This is a genomic window from Pseudomonas crudilactis, from assembly GCF_013433315.1.
Classification (GTDB): Bacteria; Pseudomonadota; Gammaproteobacteria; order Pseudomonadales; family Pseudomonadaceae; genus Aquipseudomonas; species Aquipseudomonas crudilactis.
Genome location: NZ_WXVV01000024.1, coordinates 1 through 20,673, shown reverse-complemented (window position 1 = coordinate 20,673; position 20,673 = coordinate 1). Strand labels below are relative to the sequence as shown.

The window sequence follows — 20,673 nt, the reverse complement described above, 5'->3', positions numbered from 1 at the left end:
CTGTCAGTTTCTTGCGTCCCCAACGGGACGTCATTTTCCGACGACAAGATCATTAGGGGCTTGTTACATGTCTGCTTCCCTCGCATTCGTCTTTCCAGGACAGGGTTCGCAGTCCCTCGGCATGTTGGCCGAGCTGGGCGCGGAATATCCGTTGATCCTCGAAACTTTCAAAGAGGCCTCTGAGGCTCTGGGTTATGACCTGTGGGCACTGACCCAGCAGGGCCCGGAAGAGCTGCTCAATCAAACCGACAAAACCCAACCGGCCATTCTGACCGCTTCGATCGCTCTGTGGCGTCTGTGGCTGGCTGAAGGTGGTGCGCGTCCGGCATTCGTTGCCGGTCACAGCCTGGGTGAATACAGCGCGCTGGTTGCTGCTGGCAGCCTGACGCTGGCTGACGCGGTCAAGCTCGTTGAGCGCCGTGGTCAACTGATGCAGGAAGCGGTTCCGGCCGGGCAGGGCGGCATGGCTGCCATCCTCGGTCTGGAAGACGCTGACGTGCTGGCGGCCTGCGCTGAAGCTGCGCAAGGCGACGTGGTCAGTGCGGTCAACTTCAACTCTCCGGGCCAGGTGGTCATTGCCGGCGCCAAGGCTGCCGTTGAGCGCGCCATTGAAGGCTGCAAGGCGCGTGGTGCCAAGCGCGCCATGCCGCTGCCGGTGAGCGTGCCGTCGCACTGCGAACTGATGCGCCCGGCCGCCGAGCGCTTCGCCGAATCCATCGCCGCCATCGACTGGCAGGCGCCGCAGATCCCGGTGGTACAGAACGTCAGCGCGCAAGTGCCGGCCGATCTGGAAACCCTCAAGCGTGATCTGCTCGAACAACTGTACAAGCCAGTGCGCTGGGTCGAGTCGGTACAGACTCTGGCCGCCAAGGGCGCGACCAATCTGGTCGAATGCGGCCCGGGCAAAGTCCTGGCCGGTCTGAACAAGCGTTGCGCCGAAGGCGTGGCGACTTCCAACCTCAATACCCCAGACGCTTTCGCTGCCGCTCGCGCAGCGCAAGCCTGAATCAGGAGAAACTTGCATGAGTCTGCAAGGTAAAGTTGCACTGGTCACCGGTGCAAGCCGCGGTATCGGCCAGGCTATCGCACTGGAGCTGGGTCGTCAGGGCGCCATCGTTATTGGCACCGCGACTTCCGCTTCGGGCGCTGAGCGTATCGCTGCAACCCTGAAGGAAAACGGTATTCAGGGCACTGGCCTTGAGCTGAACGTGACCAGCGATGAATCGGTCAGCGCAGTGCTGGCGAGCATTCAGGAGCAGTTCGGTGCGCCAGTGGCGATCCTGGTCAATAATGCCGGCATCACCCGCGATAACCTGATGATGCGCATGAAAGACGATGAGTGGTACGACGTGATCGATACCAATCTGAACAGTCTATTCCGCCTGTCCAAGGGCGTTCTGCGCGGCATGACCAAGGCTCGCTGGGGTCGAATTATCAGTATTGGCTCGGTAGTGGGTGCCATGGGCAACGCTGGCCAAGTAAACTATGCAGCCGCCAAGGCCGGTCTGGAAGGTTTCAGCCGTGCAATGGCGCGTGAAGTCGGTTCGCGTTCGATTACGGTCAACTCGGTAACCCCTGGGTTCATCGACACCGATATGACCCGCGAACTGCCTGAAGCACAGCGTGAAGCCTTGCAGACGCAGATTCCGCTGGGTCGTCTGGGACAAGCTCAAGAGATCGCGTCTGTGGTCGCTTTTCTTGCATCCGACGGTGCGGCATACGTCACTGGGGCTACAATCCCGGTGAACGGTGGGATGTACATGTAAGTAAAATGTGACGGATTGCTTCAAAAAAATGTCATACGAGCTGTCTAAAATCCGTTATAAAGCTGCAATCTATTTATAGGCAGAGGGCTGCAGGGTTTGAGGAGTGAAGCTTTCAGTTGAAAAACTGAAAAGTCTTTCTATACACTTACCCACTGGCCAGCTGCCTGAATTTGTCCATTAGGAGTGAAAACAAGGTATGAGCACCATCGAAGAGCGCGTCAAGAAAATCGTTGCCGAGCAACTGGGTGTTAAAGAAGAAGAAGTGGTCAACACCGCTTCCTTCGTAGAAGACCTGGGTGCCGACTCCCTTGACACCGTTGAGCTGGTGATGGCTCTGGAAGAGGAATTCGAGACCGAAATCCCTGACGAAGAAGCTGAGAAGATCACTACTGTACAAGCTGCAATCGATTACGTTACTAACCATCAGGCGTAATAGCTTGTAATCGTTGTTTGCTGTCATGGAAAAACCGCACTGCCATCATGGCGTGCGGTTTTTTCTTTAGGCCTGATGCAAAGTCGTCGTCATTTGAAAAAGGAGAGTGCTGTGTCGCGTAGACGCGTCGTAGTCACCGGTATGGGTATGTTGTCGCCACTGGGCACGGATGTGCCGAGCAGTTGGCAGGGCATTCTGGCTGGCCGCAGTGGCATTGGTCTGATCGAACACACCGACCTTTCTGCCTATTCCACCCGCTTTGGCGGCTCGGTAAAGGGCTTCAATGTCGAGGAATACCTGTCGGTCAAGGAAGCGCGCAAGCTCGACCTGTTCATTCAGTACGGTCTCGCCGCAGGCTTTCAAGCCGTGCGCAACGCCGGTCTGGAAGTCACCGACGCCAACCGTGAACGCATTGGCGTGGCCATGGGTTCGGGTATCGGCGGGCTGACCAACATCGAAGAAACCAGCCGTACCCTGCATGAGACGGGTCCGCGTCGAATCTCGCCATTCTTCGTACCAGGCTCGATCATCAATATGATTTCCGGTTTCCTGTCCATCCACCTGGGTGCACAGGGACCTAACTACGCCATCGCCACTGCATGCACCACCGGTACGCACTGCATCGGCATGGCGGCGCGCAACATCATGTACGACGAAGCCGACGTGATGATTGCCGGCGGTGCCGAGATGGCCGCGTGCGGCCTGGGCATGGGCGGCTTCGGTGCGTCCCGTGCGCTGTCGACCCGCAACGATGAGCCGACTCGCGCCAGCCGTCCGTGGGACAAGGGTCGTGACGGTTTCGTGTTGTCCGACGGTGCCGGTGCACTGGTTCTCGAAGAGCTGGAGCACGCCAAGGCGCGCGGCGCGACCATCTACGCCGAGCTGATCGGCTTCGGCACCAGCGGCGATGCCTTCCACATGACCTCGCCGCCAGCCGACGGCGCCGGTGCAGCACGCTGCATCACCAACGCACTGCGTGATGCGAAGATCAACATCGATCAAGTGCAGTACATCAATGCCCACGGTACCTCGACTCCGGCTGGTGACCTCGCCGAAGCCAACGCGATCAAGTCGGTGTTCGGCGAGCACGCCTACAAGCTGGCAGTCAGCTCGACCAAATCGATGACCGGTCACCTGTTGGGTGCGGCGGGCGCAGTTGAAGCAATCTTCAGCGTGCTGGCGATCAACAGCCAGGTAGCGCCGCCGACCATCAACCTCGATGAGCCGGATGAAGGCTGCGATCTCGATTTCGTGCCGCACACCGCGCGAAACATGGACATCGATGTCGTCCTGTCCAACTCCTTCGGTTTTGGCGGCACCAACGGCACCCTGGCATTCCGCCGGTTCGCAGGCTGATGGACTGCTGGGTCGACGGTCAACCGGCTGACACTCTGTCGCTGAAAGATCGCGGCCTGGCTTACGGTGATGGTCTTTTCGAGACTATCGCCGTGCGTAGCGGCCAGCCGATCCTGCTGGATCGGCACCTGGCGCGTCTGGCCGATGGCTGTGCGCGTCTGGCCATCGCCGCCGATATCGACCAGATCCGCCATGAGCTGCTGAGCTATGCGGCAGCGATGGGCGAGGGCGTGCTCAAGCTGATCCTCACCCGTGGCGACGGTTTGCGCGGTTATGCGCCAGATCCCGCAGCGCCGGGCCGACGCATTCTGCAAGGCAATCCTGCGGCGGCTTATCCTGCTGTGCATGCTGAACAAGGCGTTCGCCTGTTTCCATGCAACACGCGACTGTCCAAGCAGCCGCTTCTCGCCGGACTCAAACACCTCAATCGCCTGGAGCAGGTTCTCGCCCGTGCCGAATGGCAGGACAGCGAACACGCCGAAGGCTTGATGCTGGATCAGGTCGGTAGGGTGATCGAGGGTGTGTTCAGCAATTTGTTTCTGGTTAGCGACGGTGTGCTGATAACGCCGGATCTGAAGCGTTGCGGTGTCGCCGGGGTGATGCGCGCCGAAATATTGTTTCAGGCCGAGTCATTGGCCATCCCCACGCAAATCGCCGACATCAGCCTCGAACAGCTGCAATGGGCCGATGAAGTATTTGTCTGCAACAGCGTGTATGGCGTCTGGCCGGTACGCGCCTGTGCTGCACTGAGCTGGCCGGTTGGCCCGCTCACCCGTAAACTGCAAACCATTGCCCGCGCCCTACTGGATGCCTGATTTGTGAGACGTAAACTTTTGCTGCTGCTGGAAACCGGACTGGTTCTGGCAGGGCTGTTGCTGGGCGCCAGCGCCTGGAAGATTCACTCTGCACTGGAACAGCCTCTGAACATCAAGCAGGAAGAACTGCTGGATGTGCCGAAAGGCTCTACACCGACCCGCACTTTCCTTTCACTCGAAACCGATGGCGTCATCAAGGACGCGTTCTGGTTGCGGGTCTATTGGCGCTTCAATCTCGCGGGCACCCCGATCCACAGCGGTGAATACCGCATGCAGCCGGGCATGACCGTTAACGGCCTGATCGACTTGTGGAAGCGTGGCGACGTGGTTCAGTACAGCCTGACGCTGGTTGAGGGCTGGAACTTCCATCAAGTGCGCGCGGCGTTGGCCAAAGACGAAAAGATCGAACAGACCCTGAACGGTTTGAGCGACAGCGACGTCATGGCGAAGATTGGTCATAAAGGGTTGTTCCCGGAAGGGCGTTTCTTCCCCGATACCTACCGCTTCGTGCGCGGCATGTCCGATGCCGAGCTGCTGAAGAAGTCTTTCGATCGTCTCGATGAAGTTTTGGCGAAAGAGTGGGAGAGTCGTTCTGCCGATCTGCCGTATACCGAACCGTATCAAGCGCTGATCATGGCGTCGCTGGTCGAGAAGGAAACCGGCGTGCCGCAGGAGCGTGGGCAGATTGCCGGGGTCTTCGTGCGTCGCATGGCCCTGGGCATGCAGTTGCAGACCGATCCGACCGTCATCTATGGTCTGGGCGATCGCTACACCGGCAAGTTGACCCGCGCGCATCTGAAAGAGCCGACGGCGTATAACACTTATGTGATCCCCGGCTTGCCGCCGACGCCGATCGCGATGGTCGGGCGTGAAGCGATTCACGCAGCGCTGAATCCGGTGGACGGCACCAGCCTGTACTTCGTTGCACGTGGCGATGGCAGCCATGTGTTCTCCGATGATCTGGATGCACACAACAATGCGGTGCGTGAGTATCAGCTCAAGCGACGTGCCGATTACCGCTCCAGTCCGGCGCCAGCGACAACGCCTGAAGCCGCTCCCGCCAACGAGGAAGCGATTCCGGCAGCGTCTCCGGATACAGCGCCGGAATCGTTGCCACAAGTTGCGCCGCAGGAGCCTGCGCCCGCTCCAGAAGCCGCCGCCCCACAAAACACGCAATGACGTTGATTAAGGACTGCCTGTGACTGGCTTGTTTATTACCCTGGAAGGCCCGGAAGGCGCCGGCAAAAGCACTAACCGCGAATACCTCGCCGAGCGCCTGCGCGCCGCCGGTATTGAAGTCGTGCTGACCCGCGAACCAGGCGGCACACCATTGGCCGAGCGGATTCGCGATGTGCTGCTGGCCCCGGCCGACGAAGTCATGAACCCCGACACCGAGCTGTTGCTGGTGTTCGCTGCACGCGCCCAGCATCTGGCCGAAGTGATTCGCCCGGCGCTGGCCCGTGGTGCGGTGGTGCTGTGTGATCGCTTTACCGATTCGACCTACGCCTATCAGGGTGGCGGTCGTGGTTTGTCGCTGGAGCGCATCGCGGCGCTGGAAGCGTTCGTGCAAGGCGATCTGCGCCCGGATCTGACGCTGATTTTCGATCTGCCGGTGGAAATCGGTCTGGCCCGCGCCAGTGCCCGTGGCCGTCTGGATCGTTTCGAGCTGGAAGGCCGGGCGTTTTTCGAGGCCGTGCGTAGTGCCTTCCTCAAGCGTGCTGAAGCGGATCCTGCGCGTTATGTGCGCATCGATGCCGGTCAGCCGTTGGTCAAGGTTCAACAATCGCTGGATACCCTGATTCCGAATTTGCTGGAGCTGGCCCGTGGCTGAGGCCTACCCGTGGCAGGACAGCCTCTGGCAGCAACTGGCCGGGCGTAAGCAGCACGCGCACGCCTATCTGCTGCACGGCCCGGCGGGCATCGGCAAACGCGCGTTGGCCGAACGCCTGATGGCCAGCTTGTTGTGCCAGCGGCCGACGCCGCAAGCCTGCGGCGAGTGCAAATCCTGCCTGCTGCTCAAGGCCGGTAGTCACCCGGATAATTACATCCTCGAACCGGAAGAAGCCGACAAGGCCATCAAGGTTGATCAGGTGCGTGATCTGGTCAGTTTCGTGGTGCAAACCGCGCAACTGGGCGGGCGCAAAGTGGTGCTGATCGAGCCAGTCGAGTCGATGAACATCAACGCCGCCAACGCCTTGCTGAAAAGCCTTGAAGAGCCGTCCGGCGATACGGTTTTGCTATTGGTCAGCCATCAGACCAGCCGTTTGCTACCGACCATCAAAAGCCGTTGCGTGCAGCAAGCCTGTCCGTTGCCGGGCGAGGCAATGAGCCTGCAATGGCTGGCTCATGCGCTGCCGGATTGCTCCGAAGACGAGCGTGTCGAATTGCTGACGCTGGCGGCCGGTTCGCCGTTGATGGCGGTCAGTTTGCAATCCCAAGGCGTGCGCGAACAGCGTGCGCAAGTGGTCGAAGGCGTGAAGAAGTTGCTCAAGCAGCAGCAATCGCCGACGCAATTGGCCGAAGAGTGGAAAAGCATTCCGATGCTGCGCCTGTTCGACTGGTTCTGCGATTGGTCGAGCCTGATCCTGCGGTATCAATTGACTCAGGATGAAGCAGGTCTCGGTCTGGCCGACATGCGTAAAGTCGTGCAGTACCTGGCGCAGAAAAGTGCGCAGGGCAAAGTGCTGGAGATTCAGGACTGGATTCTCGCCCAGCGCCAGAAAGTCATGAGCAAGGCCAACCTCAATCCGGCGTTGCTGCTGGAGGCGTTGTTGGTGCAATGGGCGGGATTGCCTGGTCAAAGATAAGAATGTGTACCTAGACTCTGAACATCAGCAGTGGAGGTCAACATGAATGAACCCGTCAGCCCGGGGCCACGCAACGGCATTTTGTCCCTGACCATCAAGGACAAGTCGGTGCTCTACGCCGCTTACATGCCGTTCATCAAGAACGGTGGCTTGTTCATCCCGACCAACAAGAGCTACAAGTTGGGCGACGAGGTGTTCATGCTGCTCAACCTGATGGACGAGGCCGAGAAAATTCCGGTGGCCGGCAAGGTCGCCTGGATCACGCCCAAAGGTGCGCAGGGCAATCGCGCCGCCGGTGTCGGCGTGCAGTTCAACGATGGCGACAACACCGCGCGCAGTCGCATCGAAACCCATCTGGCCGGAGCCCTTAAATCCGACCGTCCCACTCATACGATGTAAGTAGCCGTCTTTTTTATGCTCGTAGATTCCCATTGTCACCTTGATCGCCTCGACCTCGCCGCCCATGACGGTTCGCTGGATGCTGCACTCGATGCAGCCCGGCAGCGCGGAGTAGGGCACTTCCTGTGCATCGGCGTCAGCGCCGACAACGCTGCCGACGTCAAAGCCCTGGCTGAGCGTTATGACGACGTTGATTGTTCGGTGGGTGTGCACCCGCTGGATGTGAAGCCGGGCGCGGCCCCAGCGCTGGACTGGCTGCTGCACGAACTCAATCACCCGAAAGTGGTGGCGATCGGTGAAACCGGCCTCGACTATCACTACGAACCGGAAGCCGCCGAACTGCAGCAGGAGTCATTCCGTCTGCACCTGCAGGCGGCGCAGCAGACTGGCAAACCGGTGATCATCCACACCCGTGGCGCCCGTGCCGATACCCTTGAGTTGCTGCGCGATGCGGCCTTGCCTCAGGCCGGTGTGCTGCATTGCTTCACCGAAGACTGGGACATGGCCAAGGCTGCGCTGGACATGGGTTATTACATTTCCCTTTCCGGCATCGTCACGTTCCGCAATGCCGATGCGTTGCGCGATGTCGCGAGCAAGGTTCCGGCGGATCGTCTGCTTGTGGAAACCGATTCACCGTATCTGGCGCCGATTCCTTATCGCGGCAAGCCCAACCTGCCGCAATACGTGCGCGAGGTGGCGGAATTCCTGGCGATGTTGCGCGGTGAGAACTACGAGCGTTTTGCCGAGCAGACCACCGAGAACTTCAAGCGCCTGTTCCCGCTGGCGAGTGTTAAATCTGCCGTGTAGCCGATTGCCAAATCGCAGGCAAAAAAAACCCGGGTTCTGGGGGGTGAATCCGGGTTAAGACCATTAGGAGTAAAACAAAGGCACGCGGTCCCTTGGTACCTTTATCGGCGCGACACTTGGGGGAGATGTCGCCCGACAGTTCAAGTATTGATCAGTCTGGCGTGCAGTCCAGTGAGCCGGTCGGGGTTTTTAAACAAATTTGGAATACGTTTGCTTCAGTTGAGTTCTCATTGCGCCCAAAACGTTCTCAAAACGAACATGAAACACAGATATGGTCGATGATCCGTGCATTTTTGCGCAAGTTAGGCATAATACGCGGCTTCGAATTTTGACCCTTCAGACCTTTTCTTATGCACAAAGAACCCCGTAAGGTCCGTGAGTTTCGTCGCCGCGAGCAAGAAATTCTCGATACCGCGCTCAAGCTGTTCCTCGACCAAGGTGAAGACAGTGTCACCGTCGAGATGATTGCTGATGCCGTGGGTATCGGCAAAGGCACGATCTACAAGCACTTCAAATCCAAGGCCGAGATCTATCTGCGCCTGATGCTCGATTACGAGCGTGATTTGAACGAGCTGCTGCATTCAGCCGATGTCGACAAGGACAAGGAAGCGCTGTCCCGCGCCTACTTCGAATTCCGCATGCGCGACCCGCAGCGCTATCGCCTGTTCGACCGCCTCGAAGAGAAGGTGGTCAAGGGCAATCAGGTGCCGGAGATGGTCGAGGAGCTGCACAAGATCCGTGCCTCGAACTTCGAACGCCTGACCTTGTTGATCAAGGGCCGCATCAGCGAAGGCAAGCTCGAAGACGTGCCGCCGTACTTCCACTACTGCGCGGCCTGGGCGCTGGTGCACGGCGCTGTGGCGCTGTATCACTCGCCGTTCTGGAGCAATGTGCTGGAAGATCAGGAAGGTTTCTTCCAGTTCCTGATGGACATCGGCGTGCGCATGGGCAACAAACGCAAGCGTGACCCGGAAACGCCAAGCAGCTGAGCCATTCAGCAGCCTTATTGCGCCATGATTTCGCTACATGACGCAGTACCGCAGGAATATACTCAGGCATAGGGCTTGCTAAAACTTGATTTGTGAGTCAAGTTTTAGCGGCTCGAAATTCTTTCGCCGGAGTGATCATGATCGTTGACCGTCAAGGCAGGCGTTTTCGCAATTTGCGGATCAGTCTGACTTCAGCCTGCAATTACGCGTGTACTTACTGCGTGCCCAACGGCAAGCGGTTGGTGGCTGCGCAGGATGAATTGTCGGCCGAAGCCATGGCTCGTGGCGTGGCGTATCTGATCGAAGCCGCCGGCATTGAACGGCTGCGCATCACTGGCGGTGAGCCGCTGGTCAGTCCCAAACTCGAATCGTTCATGACCGCTGTCGGCAAGATGGGCCTGGAAGACATCAGTCTGACCACCAACGGCCAACTCCTCGCGAAGAAACTGCCGCTGCTGGTGGATGCCGGTCTGCGCCGGATCAACGTGTCCCTCGATACCCTCGACGCCGGAGCGTTCCGCAGCATCGCCCGTGGCGGCGATCTGGCCACCGTGCTCGACGGCATGGATCAGGCGAAGGCGGCGGGGATGAAGATCAAGGTCAACATGGTGCCGTTGCGCGGGCAGAACCTTGATCAGGTGATGCCGTTGCTCGATTACTGCCTGGAACGCGGATACGAACTGCGCTTCATCGAGCTGATGCGCATGGGCCACCTGGCCAAGGACAACAATGCGTTCCTGCAACAGTTCGTCAGCCTGCAGCAGTTGCTGGAGCTGATTGGCGAACGTTATGAGTACGCACAAACCGATGCCCCCGTAGACGCCACGGCCGTGCGCTATGCGATCCCGGGGTTGGGCAACTTCGGTGTGATCGCCAACGAAAGCGTACCGTTCTGCCGGACGTGCTCGCGTTTGCGTCTGTCATCGACCGGTTGGCTGCATGGCTGCCTGTCGTCGAGCAACCGTCACTATGTCGGCGATTTGCTCGACAAGCCGCGCCATCAGGCGCTGCCGGCGCTCCAGCGTTTGCTGGTCAAGGCGTTGGGGGACAAGCAGGAAGTGGCGTTCTCCGGCGGCGCGACCATCATGAAAATCATCGGCGGCTGAACAACCGCTTTCGCGAGCAAGCTCGCTCCCTCATTTGGAATGCATTTCGAATGTGGGAGCGAGCTTGCTCGCGAATACGATTTATCAATCAACGAAGAACCAGAGCTGGCGCAAAAGCTGCATCCAACGGCCATTCGCCGGTTTTCCGTCACCGGCCTCTGGAGGAATAGGATGCGTAGCCTGGTTTTGCTGCTGGCCGTTTTGGCGCTTGGCGGCTGTATGACTGTCAGCGATATGGCCGAAGGCACTCGCTACCAGATGAGCGACGCGGGCCTGCTGGATCACAGCGACAGCCGTCGTGTAAACAACTTCCGCATTCAGCCGGACTCGTTCATCTACATCGCCCAAGGCGCCTTTGCGCCGCCGGGCGGTTCTTACCCGCGCCCGAACGTGGTAGCTGAAGAAGCCTTCAAGGGCTTCGTCGAATACTTCCCGATGGTCCGCCGTGCTCGCGCGCCGGAAGGCCTCGATCAGGCGATGGGCGAAGCTCGCGATGCCGGTGCGCACTATCTGCTGTACACGCGTTTCGCCAAGGCTGACGACCGCATCGGCAACTCCGATGAATGGCTAGATGAGGAGGCGGTCGATCGCCTCGGCATCGATGGCGGCGTGATTCAGATCATGTTGATCGAGACCAGCACCCAGTATTTGATTGATACTGCACGCATCAAGAGTCGTGGCGGTTTACTGACGTTCCACGACAGCAAGCCCGAAGACCTGATCGGCCCGCCGCTGGCACAGTACGCGCGCAGCCTGTTGGGAGTCGGCGACCAATAATTCAAGGAGAACGCCATGAGTGGCCCGCAGAAAGCCAATGACCTGTTGGGACAGATCCCCAAAACCAAAGGCTTGCCGCCGGTGCACTTGTGGAACCCGGACTTCTGCGGCGACATCGACATGCGCATCGCCCGCGACGGCACCTGGTATTACCTGGGTACGCCGATCGGGCGCAAGCCGATGGTCAAATTGTTCTCCACGATCATGCGCCGCGATGGCGATGATTATTTCCTGATCACACCGGTCGAGAAGGTCGGGATCAAGGTCGATGATGCGCCGTTTGTGGCGATTGCGGTCGAGGTTGAAGGCGTAGGGGAGGCGCAGTTGTTGCGCTTTACTACCAACGTTGAAGAAACCGCCGAGGCCGGGCCGGAGCATCCGATCCGCGTCGAGATTGATCCGGCGACGCAGGAGCCTGCGCCTTACGTGCATGTGCGCACCAACCTTGAAGCGCTGATTCATCGCAATGTGTTCTATCAACTGGTGGAGCTGGCGGTGAGCCGCGAGGTCGACGGGCAGCGTTGGCTCGGTGTGTGGAGCGGTGGCGAGTTTTTCCGCATCGGCCTCGAACCCTAAATCCGAACCCTGTGGGAGCGAGCTTGCTCGCGAATGCGTTCTGCCAGTCAATATCTAGGCTGGCAGACAAAACGCCTTCGCGAGCAAGCTCGCTCCCACATTTGGTTTTGTGGCGCGTCTGAAAAATCCTGATTGACTGTTAATCATATGATGATTAGCGTGTTCACCCATTGCGATCCGCTTTGAGGTGTTCATGTCCAGCAGCTTTCATGCGTCGACCGTTGACTGGCTGGGCAGTTGGATTGCCGCTGGCCACGTCAAGCCGGGGCAGACCATCAAGGTCGAGGCCGATCTGGGCGAACAGCTCGGGGTCAGCCGCACGGTCATTCGCGAAGCGATCAAAACCCTCGTCGCCAAAGGCATGCTCGAAGTCGGGCCGAAAGTCGGCACCCGCGTATTGCCGGTGCGGCGCTGGAACCTGTTCGATCCGCAGGTCGTCGGTTGGCTGTCGCGTAATGGCTTGCCGGAAAACTTCGTCGATGACTTGCTCGACCTGCGCCGCACCATCGAACCCATGGCTGTGCGCTGGGCGTGTGAGCGGGCGACGCTGGACCAGATCGAAGCGGTGCAACTGGCCTATAACGCCCTTGAGCGCGCGGTCGACAGCGGCACCGATTACAATCGCGCCGATCAGGTCTTCCACGAATGCATCCTCGCGGCCAGCCACAATCAATTCATCGAACAAATGGTTCCGGCGCTCGGCGCGTTGCTCGCTGTGTCGTTTGAAGTTTCTGCGGCCGACCCGGATGAACTGCGCCGCACTTTGCCGATCCACAAAGACATGGCGGATGCCATCGCCGCCCGCGATTCCGCGCGCGGTGTGTGGGCGTGCATGACCCTGATCGACAACGCGGATCTGGCGATCAAACGCTTTTACCCGAAAGTCATGGCCGACAGAAAAGCCAGCTAACAAAAAAATCCCCTGTAGGAGTGAGCCTGCTCGCGATAGCGTCGTATCAGGCAAAGTAGCTTCGACTGGTCCACCGCGATCGCGAGCAGGCTCACTCCTACAGCAAAAACAAGAACAATGGAGACCGTCATATGCCGTGGACCGCCCTGACCCAACACCGCGCTCAGCTCGGTGAAGGCCCTTTCTGGGACGCGCCAACCCAGGCGCTGTACTGGGTAGACATCGCTGGCAAACAGGCCCTACGCCTGATTGGCCAGAATGTACAGATCTGGCAGATGCCTGAGCACGTCTCCGCGTTCATCCCCTGCGCCAGCGGCGATGCACTGGTGACCCTGAGCAGTGGCGTCTACCGTCTCGATCTCGACTCTCCGGGCCTAGAACCACGTCTGACGCTGTTCTGCGTCGCCGATCCGCAACCGGGCAATCGCCCCAACGAAGCACGCTGCGATGGTCAAGGTCATCTGTGGCTCGGCACCATGCAAAACAACATCGGCGAGCAGGGCGAAGACCTGCCGATCAGCCGTCGTTCCGGTGGCCTGTTCCGGATCGATCCGGATAAACGCGTCACACCCTTACTGCGCAATCTGGGGATTCCCAACACTTTGCTGTGGAGCGACGACGGCACCACGCTGCTGTTCGGCGACAGCATGGACAGCACGCTGCATCGCTACTTCATTCACACCGACGGCCATCTCGATGCCGCACAAGTCTGGTACGGTCCCGACCAGCAGGGCGGCCCGGACGGCTCGGCGATGGATGCCGAAGGCTATGTGTGGAATGCCCGTTGGGACGGCACCTGCCTGCTGCGCCTGACGCCTGACGGCAAGGTCGACCGCAAAATCGACCTGCCCGTCAGCCGCCCGACCAGTTGTGTATTCGGCGGTGAAGACCTGAAAACCCTGTTCATCACCAGCGCCAAGAGCCCGCACAACCATCCACTGGATGGCGCGGTACTGACAATGCGCGTTGATGTTGCAGGAAAAATCTGTACACGCTTTGCAGATTAAATCCCAAAATATGGGATGCAAAATTATATATTGAGATTATTTGGCGGTCGGGTTTATAGTCGGCAGCAGCAGTAACACGCACTCACACTTAAAAAGAACAAAACAGGTGAAGTGATGCAGCGAATGTCTATCGCACTCCCGTGTGGAGTCCGCGTCTCGCAACGGCCCCAAGCTGTCGGCCGCGCCTGCCTGTTTCGTTCAAACCGCCTTCCAGACCGGACATCGGCAGATGCCCGGTTTTTTTGTGCTCGCGAAACAGGAGTCCTGTTCCATGGCTGAACCCCTTTCCCTGCCGCCGGTGCCCGCGCCGCCGAAGGGCGAGCGACTGAAAAACAAGGTCGTGCTGCTGACCGGTGCTGCGCAAGGCATCGGCGAAGCCATCGTCGCTGCTTTCGCTTCGCAGCGAGCGAAACTGGTCATCAGCGATATTCAGGCCGAGAAGGTTGAACAGGTTGCCGCGCACTGGCGCGAGCAGGGCTTTGATGTGCAGGCGCTGAAGGCGGATGTCTCGCGTCAGCACGATCTGCACGCCATGGCCAAGCGCGCCGTTGAGCTGCACGGGCGCATCGACGTGCTGGTCAACTGCGCCGGAGTCAACGTGTTCCGCGATCCATTGGAAATGACCGAAGAAGATTGGCATCGCTGCTTCGCCATCGATCTCGATGGCGCCTGGTTCGGTTGCAAAGCGGTGCTGCCGCAGATGATCGAGCAGGGCGTTGGTAGCATCATCAACATCGCGTCGACCCATTCCAGCCACATCATTCCCGGCTGCTTCCCGTATCCGGTGGCCAAGCACGGTTTGCTCGGCCTGACCCGCGCGCTCGGCATCGAGTACGCGGCGAAAGGCATTCGCGTCAACGCCATCGCCCCGGGGTATATCGAAACGCAGCTGAACGTCGATTACTGGAACGGTTTCGCCGACCCGCACGCCGAACGTCAGCGCGCTTTCGATCTGCATCCGCCGAAACGCATCGGTCAGCCGCTCGAAGTGGCAATGACTGCGGTGTTTCTGGCCAGTGATGAAGCGCCGTTCATCAATGCGTCATGCATCACCATCGATGGTGGGCGCTCGGTGATGTACCACGACTGAGCGCAATGGCTTTCACGCGGATAAATCCGTTTGCAATCCAATCATCATACGATATGACTATTGTCAGAAGATTTTGCAGGAACACGCTTTAACGCTTTTCAAACATTGCTCAAAAAAAATAACAAGGAGTCAGCTTATGAAACGTCGTTTCGGGATTCGTACCCTGTGCAGTACCGCCCTGGCGGTTACCGCGTTCAGCCTGAGCAGTGCGCTGCTCGCTGCCGATACCGTGAAAATCGGTTTTCTGGTCAAGCAGGCGGAAGAGCCGTGGTTCCAGACCGAGTGGGCCTTCGCCGAGAAAGCCGCCAAAGACAAGGGCTTCGAACTGATCAAGATCGCTGTGCCGGACGGTGAGAAAACCCTCTCGGCCATCGACAGCCTTGCCGCCAACGGCGCCAAGGGTTTCGTGATCTGCCCGCCGGATGTCTCGCTCGGCCCGGCAATCATGGCCAAAGCCAAACTCAATGACCTGAAAGTGATTGCCGTCGATGACCGTTTCGTCGACGCCAACGGCAAATTCATGGAAGACGTGCCGTACCTCGGCATGGCCGCGTTCGAAGTCGGCCAGAAGCAGGGCAACGCCATGGTTGCCGAAGCGAAGAAGCGTAATTGGGACTGGAAAGACACCTACGCGGTGGTCAACACCTACAACGAACTCGACACCGGCAAGAAACGCACCGACGGCTCGGTGAAATCCCTTGAAGACGCCGGCCTGCCGAAGGATCACATCCTCTTCGCTGCGCTGAAAACCCTCGACGTACCGGGCAGCATGGACGCCACCAACTCGGCACTGGTGAAACTGCCGAGCGCGGCGAAAAACCTGATCATCGGCGGCATGAACGACAACACCGTGCTCGGCGGCGTACGCGCCACCGAAGCCGCCGGTTTTGCCGCGGCCAACGTGATCGGCATCGGCATCAACGGCACTGACGCCATCGGCGAACTGAAAAAGCCCAACAGCGGTTTCTTCGGTTCGATGCTGCCAAGCCCGCACATCGAAGGCTACAAGACCGCAGAGATGATGTACGAGTGGGTCACCACCGGCAAAGAACCGCCGAAGTACACCGCCATGGACGACGTCACCCTGATCACCCGCGAGAACTTCAAGCAAGAGCTGGAAAAAATCGGCCTGTGGAACTGATGCCGCGACGGCCCGGGCAGCCGGGCCGTTTTTCGGTGTGAAGAGGTGGCTTTATGCACGCGCAAGTACAGACACAAGCACAACACAGCTCCAGCGGCAGCCTGCGCTTCAACGGGATCGGCAAAACCTTTCCCGGTGTGAAGGCACTGGACGCCATCAGCTTCGTCGCGCATCCGGGCCAGGTTCATGCCTTGATGGGCGAGAACGGCGCCGGCAAATCGACCCTGCTGAAAATCCTCGGCGGTGCCTACATTCCGAGCAGCGGCGAGTTGCAGATCGGCGAGCAGACCATGGCGTTCAAGTCGACCGCTGACAGCATCGGCAGCGGCGTCGCGGTGATTCACCAGGAGCTGCATCTGGTGCCGGAAATGACCGTCGCTGAAAACCTGTTTCTCGGCCATTTGCCGGCCAGTTTCGGCTTGATCAATCGCAGCACACTGCGCCAGCAAGCGCTGAATTGCCTGAAAGGCCTGGCCGACGAAATCGACCCGCAAACCAAGGTCGGGCGCTTGTCCCTCGGTCAGCGGCAACTGGTGGAAATCGCCAAAGCGCTGTCGCGCGGCGCCCATGTGATCGCTTTCGATGAACCGACCAGCAGCCTTTCGGCCCGCGAAATCGACCGCTTGATGGCGATCATCGGCCGCCTGCGCGACGAGGGCAAAGTGGTGCTCTACGTCTCGCATCGCATGGAAGAAGTGTTCCGCATCTGCGACGCCGTGACGGTGTTCAAGGACGGTCGCTACGTGCGCACCTTCGAAGACATGAGCCAGTTGAGCCACGATCAACTGGTGACCTGCATGGTCGGGCGCGACATTCAGGACATCTACGATTACCGCCATCGTCCACGCGGCGCAGTGGCCCTGAAGGTCTCCGGCCTGCTCGGCCCGGGTCTGCGCGAGCCGATCAGTTTCGAGGCACACAAAGGTGAAATCCTTGGTTTGTTCGGACTGGTCGGGGCGGGGCGCACCGAGCTGTTTCGGCTGCTCAGCGGGCTGGAACGCAACACCGCTGGACGCCTCGAATTGCGCGGTCATGAACTGAAACTGCGCTCACCGCGCGACGCGATTGCGGCGGGCATTTTGCTCTGTCCGGAGGATCGCAAGAAGGAAGGCATCATCCCGCTGGCCAGCGTTGCCGAGAACATCAACATCAGTGCACGTGGGGCCAATTCTGGCCTCGGTTGCCTGATTCGCGGCTTGTGGGAAAAGGGCAACGCCGACAAACAGATCAAGGCGCTGAAGGTGAAAACGCCACACGCCGGGCAACAGATCAAATTCCTTTCCGGCGGCAATCAGCAGAAGGCCATTCTCGGTCGTTGGTTGTCGATGCCGATGAAAGTTTTGCTGCTCGACGAACCGACGCGCGGCATCGATATCGGCGCCAAGGCCGAGATCTACCAGATCATCCATAACCTCGCCGCCGAGGGCATTTCGGTGATTGTGGTGTCCAGCGACCTGATGGAAGTGATGGGCATTTCCGACCGCATTCTGGTGCTCTGCGAAGGCGCCCTGCGCGGCGAAATCAGCCGCGACCAGGCCAATGAATCCAACCTGCTGCAACTGGCTTTGCCGCGCCACCGCGCTGACGGCGTGGCGAACTGAGAGGTGACTATGATGACAACCCAAAACGAAACCCTGCCCAAAGAGCGCAAGCCGCTGGACATGCGGCGCTTCCTTGATGACTGGGTCATGCTGCTGGCGGCTGTGGGCATTTTCGTAGCCTGTACGCTGCTGATCGATAACTTCCTCTCGCCGCTGAACATGCGTGGTCTGGGCCTGGCGATTTCCACCACCGGGATCGCCGCGTGCACCATGTTGTACTGCCTGGCGTCGGGGCATTTCGACTTGTCGGTGGGCTCGGTGATTGCCTGCGCCGGGGTGGTTGCGGCGGTGGTGATGCGTGACACCAATAGCGTGTTTCTGGGTGTCAGTGCGGCGTTGGTGATGGGCCTGATTGTCGGGTTGATCAACGGGATTGTGATTGCCAAGCTGCGCGTCAATGCCTTGATCACGACGTTGGCGACCATGCAGATTGTTCGCGGTCTGGCTTACATTTTTGCCAATGGCAAAGCGGTGGGTGTGTCGCAGGAATCGTTCTTCGTTTTTGGTAACGGCCAGTTGTTTGGTGTGCCGGTGCCGATTCTGATCACCATCGTCTGCTTTCTGTTTTTTGGCTGGCTGCTGAATTACACCACCTACGGGCGCAACACCATGGCCATCGGTGGCAACCAGGAAGCGGCGTTGCTGGCGGGTGTGAACGTTGACCGGACCAAGATCATTATCTTTGCCGTGCATGGTGTGATTGGTGCGTTGGCCGGGGTGATATTGGCGTCGCGGATGACCTCGGGGCAGCCGATGATTGGTCAGGGATTTGAGCTGACGGTGATCTCGGCTTGTGTGTTGGGCGGGGTGTCGTTGAGTGGCGGGATCGGCATGATTCGGCATGTGATTGCCGGGGTGTTGATTTTGGCGATTATTGAGAATGCGATGAACTTGAAGAATATCGATACGTTTTATCAGTATGTGATTCGTGGTTCGATCCTGCTGCTGGCCGTTGTGATTGACCGTCTGAAGCAACGCTAAGATCAAGAGCCCCTCACCCCAGCCCTCTCCCAGAGGGAGAGGGGGAAAGGGAGCAGATCTCCTAGCTTTTCAAACCTGAGTTCGACTGGATATTTCAGGTCGATGTAATTCGAATAAACACCTCGATCAGTCCCCTCTCCCTCCGGGAGAGGGCTAGGGTGAGGGTGCCTTTGACTTTCAACCTTCTGTCTCTTCCCCTAAATTTCCCTTGCTCACCCTCACCCGTTTCGGTTATCAATTTGTACATGATTAGACAGGTACGATTTGACAAGAAACAACGGGTGGTCGACGAACTCGTCCGGCGCATCGAAAGCGGCCTCATGGAGGACGGCTTTCTGTTGCCTGGCGAGCATCAGTTGGCTCAAGAATTCCAAGTCAGCCGAGGCACGTTGCGTGAAGCGCTGGCCGAACTGAAACGGCGCAAATACATCGCCACGCAAAGCGGCGTCGGCTCCATCGTCACCTTCGACGGGGTGGTGCTCGACCAGCGCAGCGGATGGGCGCAGGCCTTGGCCGACAGCGGCGTGTTGATCAACACCGAAGTGCTGCGTCTGGAAGCCGTGACCCGTCCGGATCTGTTCTCGCGTTTCGGTACAGACCAATTCATCACCCTCGACCGTCGCCGCCGCTCCAACGACGGTACGCTGGTGTCCCTCGAACGCTCTTTGATGCCAGCGACCGGCGGCCTGGAAAGCCTGCCGCGCGTCGGTCTGATCGACAACTCCCTGACCATCACTCTGGCCGCCTACGGCTACATCGGTGAGCGTGGCGATCAATGGATCGGCGCCGAACCGCTGAATGCCGAAGACGCCGCACTGCTCGGCCGGCCTGAAGGCACGGTATTCCTCAAAGCGCTGCGCACCACCTACGACCGCCAGAACCGCTTCATGGAGCAGGTCGAAAGCCTACTCGACCCGGTGCATTTCCGTCTGCACCTGCAATTTGGAGAATCGAAATGACTGCGCTCAACCGTGCTCTCGGCGCTTTCTATGGCCTGGCCCTCGGTGATGCGCTGGGCATGCCGACGCAATCGCTGAACCGCGAAACGATCAAGACCCGCTTCGGCCAGATTACCGATCTGCAGGAAGCCGGCCCCCTGCAACCGATCGCAGCGAACATGCCCAAAGGCTCAATCACCGACGACACCGAGCAGGCGATTCTGGTCGGCGAGTTGCTGGTCGAAGGCAAGGGCCGCATCGAACCGGCGATCCTCGCGCAACGCTTGATCGAGTGGGAAGCCGAGATGCAGGCCAAGGGCTCGCAGGACTTGCTCGGGCCGTCGACCAAACGCGCCATCGAAATGATCCTCGCCGGGCACTCGCCGGAAGAGGCCGGGCGCTACGGCACTACTAACGGCGCAGCGATGCGCATTACGCCAGTGGGAATCGCGGCGGATGTTGCCGACCCTCAGCGATTCATCGCAGCGGTCGTGCAGGCCTGCCAGGTCACGCACAACACCACACTGGGGATTTCCAGTGCGGCGGCGGTGGCGGCGGTGGTATCCGCTGGCATCAATGGCATGGACCTGGGTGAGGCGTTGAACCTCGGTCAGCAAATCGCTCAACAAGCGGAATCACACGGGCACTGGGTGGCCGGTGGGCGCATTGCCTCGCGCATCAGTTGGGCGCGCACCATCAGTGTCGACAGCGACAAGGCTTTGCTCGCGGATCTGCTCTACGACGTGATCGGTACTTCGGTGGCGTCGCAGGAGTCGGTGGTGGTTTCGTTCGCACTGGCACAGCAAGTGGCGGTCGGTGAGATGAGCGCGTTCGAGGCGCTGTGCATGGCCGCCAGTCTTGGCGGTGACACTGACACCATCGCGGCGATTCTTGGCGCGATGCTTGGGGCCTGCCTGGGTCTTGAGAGCTGGCCGGCGCCGATGATCGACACGGTGAAGGTCGTCAATCATCTGGAGCTTGAGCCGTTGGTGCAGGGGCTGTTGGCTTTGCGCTGATTGGGCTGACGCCTTCGCGAGCAAGCTCGCTCCCACAGATACGGCGTGATCCCTGTGGGAGATTCTATGGTTCATGCCTAGCCCCTAAACGGCTTTAGGTGAGTATTCGCTCTGATTTTTCAGCAGAGCAAATACCACCCGGGCAAGCTTGCGGGCTA

The 20,673-nt window shown here is 59.3% G+C and carries 22 protein-coding genes; all 22 read left to right on the top strand.

Going from position 1 to position 20,673, the window contains the following annotated elements:
- The first annotated feature begins 67 nt into the window (after positions 1 to 67).
- On the top strand, positions 68 to 1,006 hold the full coding sequence (gene fabD / locus GTU76_RS23310) for an ACP S-malonyltransferase (protein ID WP_016986029.1): 939 nt from the start codon (positions 68 to 70) through the stop codon (positions 1,004 to 1,006).
- A 16-nt stretch (positions 1,007 to 1,022) separates the two neighbouring features.
- Positions 1,023 to 1,766: a 3-oxoacyl-ACP reductase FabG gene (fabG, locus tag GTU76_RS23305; protein WP_007908254.1), complete on the top strand. Its 744-nt coding sequence runs from the start codon at positions 1,023 to 1,025 to the stop codon at positions 1,764 to 1,766.
- Between the two features lie 196 nt (positions 1,767 to 1,962).
- Positions 1,963 to 2,199 carry an acyl carrier protein gene (gene acpP / locus GTU76_RS23300; RefSeq protein ID WP_003442511.1) on the top strand — a complete coding sequence of 79 codons (237 nt, stop codon included), beginning with the start codon at positions 1,963 to 1,965 and terminating at the stop codon, positions 2,197 to 2,199.
- Between the two features lie 111 nt (positions 2,200 to 2,310).
- On the top strand, positions 2,311 to 3,555 hold the full coding sequence (gene fabF / locus GTU76_RS23295; protein WP_175553503.1) for a beta-ketoacyl-ACP synthase II: 1,245 nt from the start codon (positions 2,311 to 2,313) through the stop codon (positions 3,553 to 3,555).
- Positions 3,555 to 4,370 (top strand): aminodeoxychorismate lyase, encoded by an 816-nt coding sequence (gene pabC, locus GTU76_RS23290; RefSeq protein ID WP_180699709.1) that lies wholly within the window; start codon positions 3,555 to 3,557, stop codon positions 4,368 to 4,370. The genes fabF and pabC overlap by 1 nt, the downstream gene beginning before the upstream one ends.
- A gap of 3 nt (positions 4,371 to 4,373) precedes the next feature.
- Positions 4,374 to 5,549, top strand: a complete 1,176-nt coding sequence (mltG, locus tag GTU76_RS23285) for an endolytic transglycosylase MltG (RefSeq protein WP_180699708.1) — start codon at positions 4,374 to 4,376, stop codon at positions 5,547 to 5,549.
- A 19-nt stretch (positions 5,550 to 5,568) separates the two neighbouring features.
- A complete protein-coding gene (gene tmk / locus GTU76_RS23280) occupies positions 5,569 to 6,201 on the top strand; it encodes a dTMP kinase (protein WP_180699707.1) in 633 nt (210 codons plus the stop codon).
- Entirely contained in the window at positions 6,194 to 7,177 is a 984-nt protein-coding gene (locus tag GTU76_RS23275) for a DNA polymerase III subunit delta' (RefSeq protein WP_180699706.1), read from the top strand. The genes tmk and GTU76_RS23275 overlap by 8 nt, the downstream gene beginning before the upstream one ends.
- Before the next feature lie 42 nt (positions 7,178 to 7,219).
- Positions 7,220 to 7,576: a PilZ domain-containing protein gene (locus tag GTU76_RS23270; RefSeq protein ID WP_007950801.1), complete on the top strand. Its 357-nt coding sequence runs from the start codon at positions 7,220 to 7,222 to the stop codon at positions 7,574 to 7,576.
- Between the two features lie 15 nt (positions 7,577 to 7,591).
- The gene (locus GTU76_RS23265) at positions 7,592 to 8,383 is read left to right on the top strand and encodes a TatD family hydrolase (protein ID WP_180699705.1); all 792 of its coding nucleotides are present in this window, start codon (positions 7,592 to 7,594) and stop codon (positions 8,381 to 8,383) included.
- A gap of 350 nt (positions 8,384 to 8,733) precedes the next feature.
- Positions 8,734 to 9,372 carry a TetR/AcrR family transcriptional regulator gene (locus GTU76_RS23260; RefSeq protein ID WP_016986022.1) on the top strand — a complete coding sequence of 213 codons (639 nt, stop codon included), beginning with the start codon at positions 8,734 to 8,736 and terminating at the stop codon, positions 9,370 to 9,372.
- A gap of 137 nt (positions 9,373 to 9,509) precedes the next feature.
- Complete coding sequence (locus GTU76_RS23255; RefSeq protein WP_016986021.1) at positions 9,510 to 10,478, top strand: GTP 3',8-cyclase MoaA; 969 nt, start codon at positions 9,510 to 9,512, stop codon at positions 10,476 to 10,478.
- A gap of 171 nt (positions 10,479 to 10,649) precedes the next feature.
- Positions 10,650 to 11,255, top strand: coding sequence for a DUF4823 domain-containing protein (locus GTU76_RS23250; RefSeq protein WP_007908280.1), 606 nt, complete (start codon positions 10,650 to 10,652; stop codon positions 11,253 to 11,255).
- A 15-nt stretch (positions 11,256 to 11,270) separates the two neighbouring features.
- Positions 11,271 to 11,831, top strand: a complete 561-nt coding sequence (locus GTU76_RS23245; RefSeq protein WP_175553509.1) for a DUF1285 domain-containing protein — start codon at positions 11,271 to 11,273, stop codon at positions 11,829 to 11,831.
- 193 nt (positions 11,832 to 12,024) lie between these two features.
- The gene (locus GTU76_RS23240) at positions 12,025 to 12,741 is read left to right on the top strand and encodes a FadR/GntR family transcriptional regulator (protein ID WP_180699704.1); all 717 of its coding nucleotides are present in this window, start codon (positions 12,025 to 12,027) and stop codon (positions 12,739 to 12,741) included.
- A 131-nt stretch (positions 12,742 to 12,872) separates the two neighbouring features.
- Entirely contained in the window at positions 12,873 to 13,748 is an 876-nt protein-coding gene (locus GTU76_RS23235) for an SMP-30/gluconolactonase/LRE family protein (protein ID WP_180699703.1), read from the top strand.
- A gap of 271 nt (positions 13,749 to 14,019) precedes the next feature.
- On the top strand, positions 14,020 to 14,838 hold the full coding sequence (locus GTU76_RS23230; protein WP_180699702.1) for an SDR family oxidoreductase: 819 nt from the start codon (positions 14,020 to 14,022) through the stop codon (positions 14,836 to 14,838).
- A 136-nt stretch (positions 14,839 to 14,974) separates the two neighbouring features.
- Positions 14,975 to 15,979 (top strand): substrate-binding domain-containing protein, encoded by a 1,005-nt coding sequence (locus tag GTU76_RS23225; RefSeq protein ID WP_016986016.1) that lies wholly within the window; start codon positions 14,975 to 14,977, stop codon positions 15,977 to 15,979.
- Between the two features lie 53 nt (positions 15,980 to 16,032).
- Positions 16,033 to 17,580 (top strand): L-arabinose ABC transporter ATP-binding protein AraG, encoded by a 1,548-nt coding sequence (araG, locus tag GTU76_RS23220; protein WP_180699701.1) that lies wholly within the window; start codon positions 16,033 to 16,035, stop codon positions 17,578 to 17,580.
- A gap of 12 nt (positions 17,581 to 17,592) precedes the next feature.
- Positions 17,593 to 18,561, top strand: a complete 969-nt coding sequence (gene araH, locus GTU76_RS23215) for an L-arabinose ABC transporter permease AraH (protein ID WP_026000669.1) — start codon at positions 17,593 to 17,595, stop codon at positions 18,559 to 18,561.
- Positions 18,562 to 18,806: 245 nt separating this feature from the next.
- A complete protein-coding gene (locus GTU76_RS23210; protein WP_175553513.1) occupies positions 18,807 to 19,520 on the top strand; it encodes a GntR family transcriptional regulator in 714 nt (237 codons plus the stop codon).
- Positions 19,517 to 20,515: an ADP-ribosylglycohydrolase family protein gene (locus GTU76_RS23205; RefSeq protein ID WP_180699700.1), complete on the top strand. Its 999-nt coding sequence runs from the start codon at positions 19,517 to 19,519 to the stop codon at positions 20,513 to 20,515. The genes GTU76_RS23210 and GTU76_RS23205 overlap by 4 nt, the downstream gene beginning before the upstream one ends.
- The last annotated feature ends 158 nt before the right edge of the window (positions 20,516 to 20,673 follow it).

Coding starts and splice junctions, on each gene's coding strand:
- GTU76_RS23245 (WP_175553509.1), top strand. CDS start 11,271: ATGAGTGGCCCGCAGAAAGCCAATGACCTGTTGGGACAGATCCCCAAA.
- GTU76_RS23205 (WP_180699700.1), top strand. CDS start 19,517: ATGACTGCGCTCAACCGTGCTCTCGGCGCTTTCTATGGCCTGGCCCTC.
- araH (WP_026000669.1), top strand. CDS start 17,593: ATGACAACCCAAAACGAAACCCTGCCCAAAGAGCGCAAGCCGCTGGAC.
- pabC (WP_180699709.1), top strand. CDS start 3,555: ATGGACTGCTGGGTCGACGGTCAACCGGCTGACACTCTGTCGCTGAAA.
- acpP (WP_003442511.1), top strand. CDS start 1,963: ATGAGCACCATCGAAGAGCGCGTCAAGAAAATCGTTGCCGAGCAACTG.
- fabG (WP_007908254.1), top strand. CDS start 1,023: ATGAGTCTGCAAGGTAAAGTTGCACTGGTCACCGGTGCAAGCCGCGGT.
- GTU76_RS23230 (WP_180699702.1), top strand. CDS start 14,020: ATGGCTGAACCCCTTTCCCTGCCGCCGGTGCCCGCGCCGCCGAAGGGC.
- GTU76_RS23260 (WP_016986022.1), top strand. CDS start 8,734: ATGCACAAAGAACCCCGTAAGGTCCGTGAGTTTCGTCGCCGCGAGCAA.
- GTU76_RS23210 (WP_175553513.1), top strand. CDS start 18,807: ATGATTAGACAGGTACGATTTGACAAGAAACAACGGGTGGTCGACGAA.
- araG (WP_180699701.1), top strand. CDS start 16,033: ATGCACGCGCAAGTACAGACACAAGCACAACACAGCTCCAGCGGCAGC.
- GTU76_RS23225 (WP_016986016.1), top strand. CDS start 14,975: ATGAAACGTCGTTTCGGGATTCGTACCCTGTGCAGTACCGCCCTGGCG.
- GTU76_RS23240 (WP_180699704.1), top strand. CDS start 12,025: ATGTCCAGCAGCTTTCATGCGTCGACCGTTGACTGGCTGGGCAGTTGG.
- GTU76_RS23235 (WP_180699703.1), top strand. CDS start 12,873: ATGCCGTGGACCGCCCTGACCCAACACCGCGCTCAGCTCGGTGAAGGC.
- GTU76_RS23265 (WP_180699705.1), top strand. CDS start 7,592: ATGCTCGTAGATTCCCATTGTCACCTTGATCGCCTCGACCTCGCCGCC.
- GTU76_RS23255 (WP_016986021.1), top strand. CDS start 9,510: ATGATCGTTGACCGTCAAGGCAGGCGTTTTCGCAATTTGCGGATCAGT.
- fabD (WP_016986029.1), top strand. CDS start 68: ATGTCTGCTTCCCTCGCATTCGTCTTTCCAGGACAGGGTTCGCAGTCC.
- GTU76_RS23270 (WP_007950801.1), top strand. CDS start 7,220: ATGAATGAACCCGTCAGCCCGGGGCCACGCAACGGCATTTTGTCCCTG.
- GTU76_RS23250 (WP_007908280.1), top strand. CDS start 10,650: ATGCGTAGCCTGGTTTTGCTGCTGGCCGTTTTGGCGCTTGGCGGCTGT.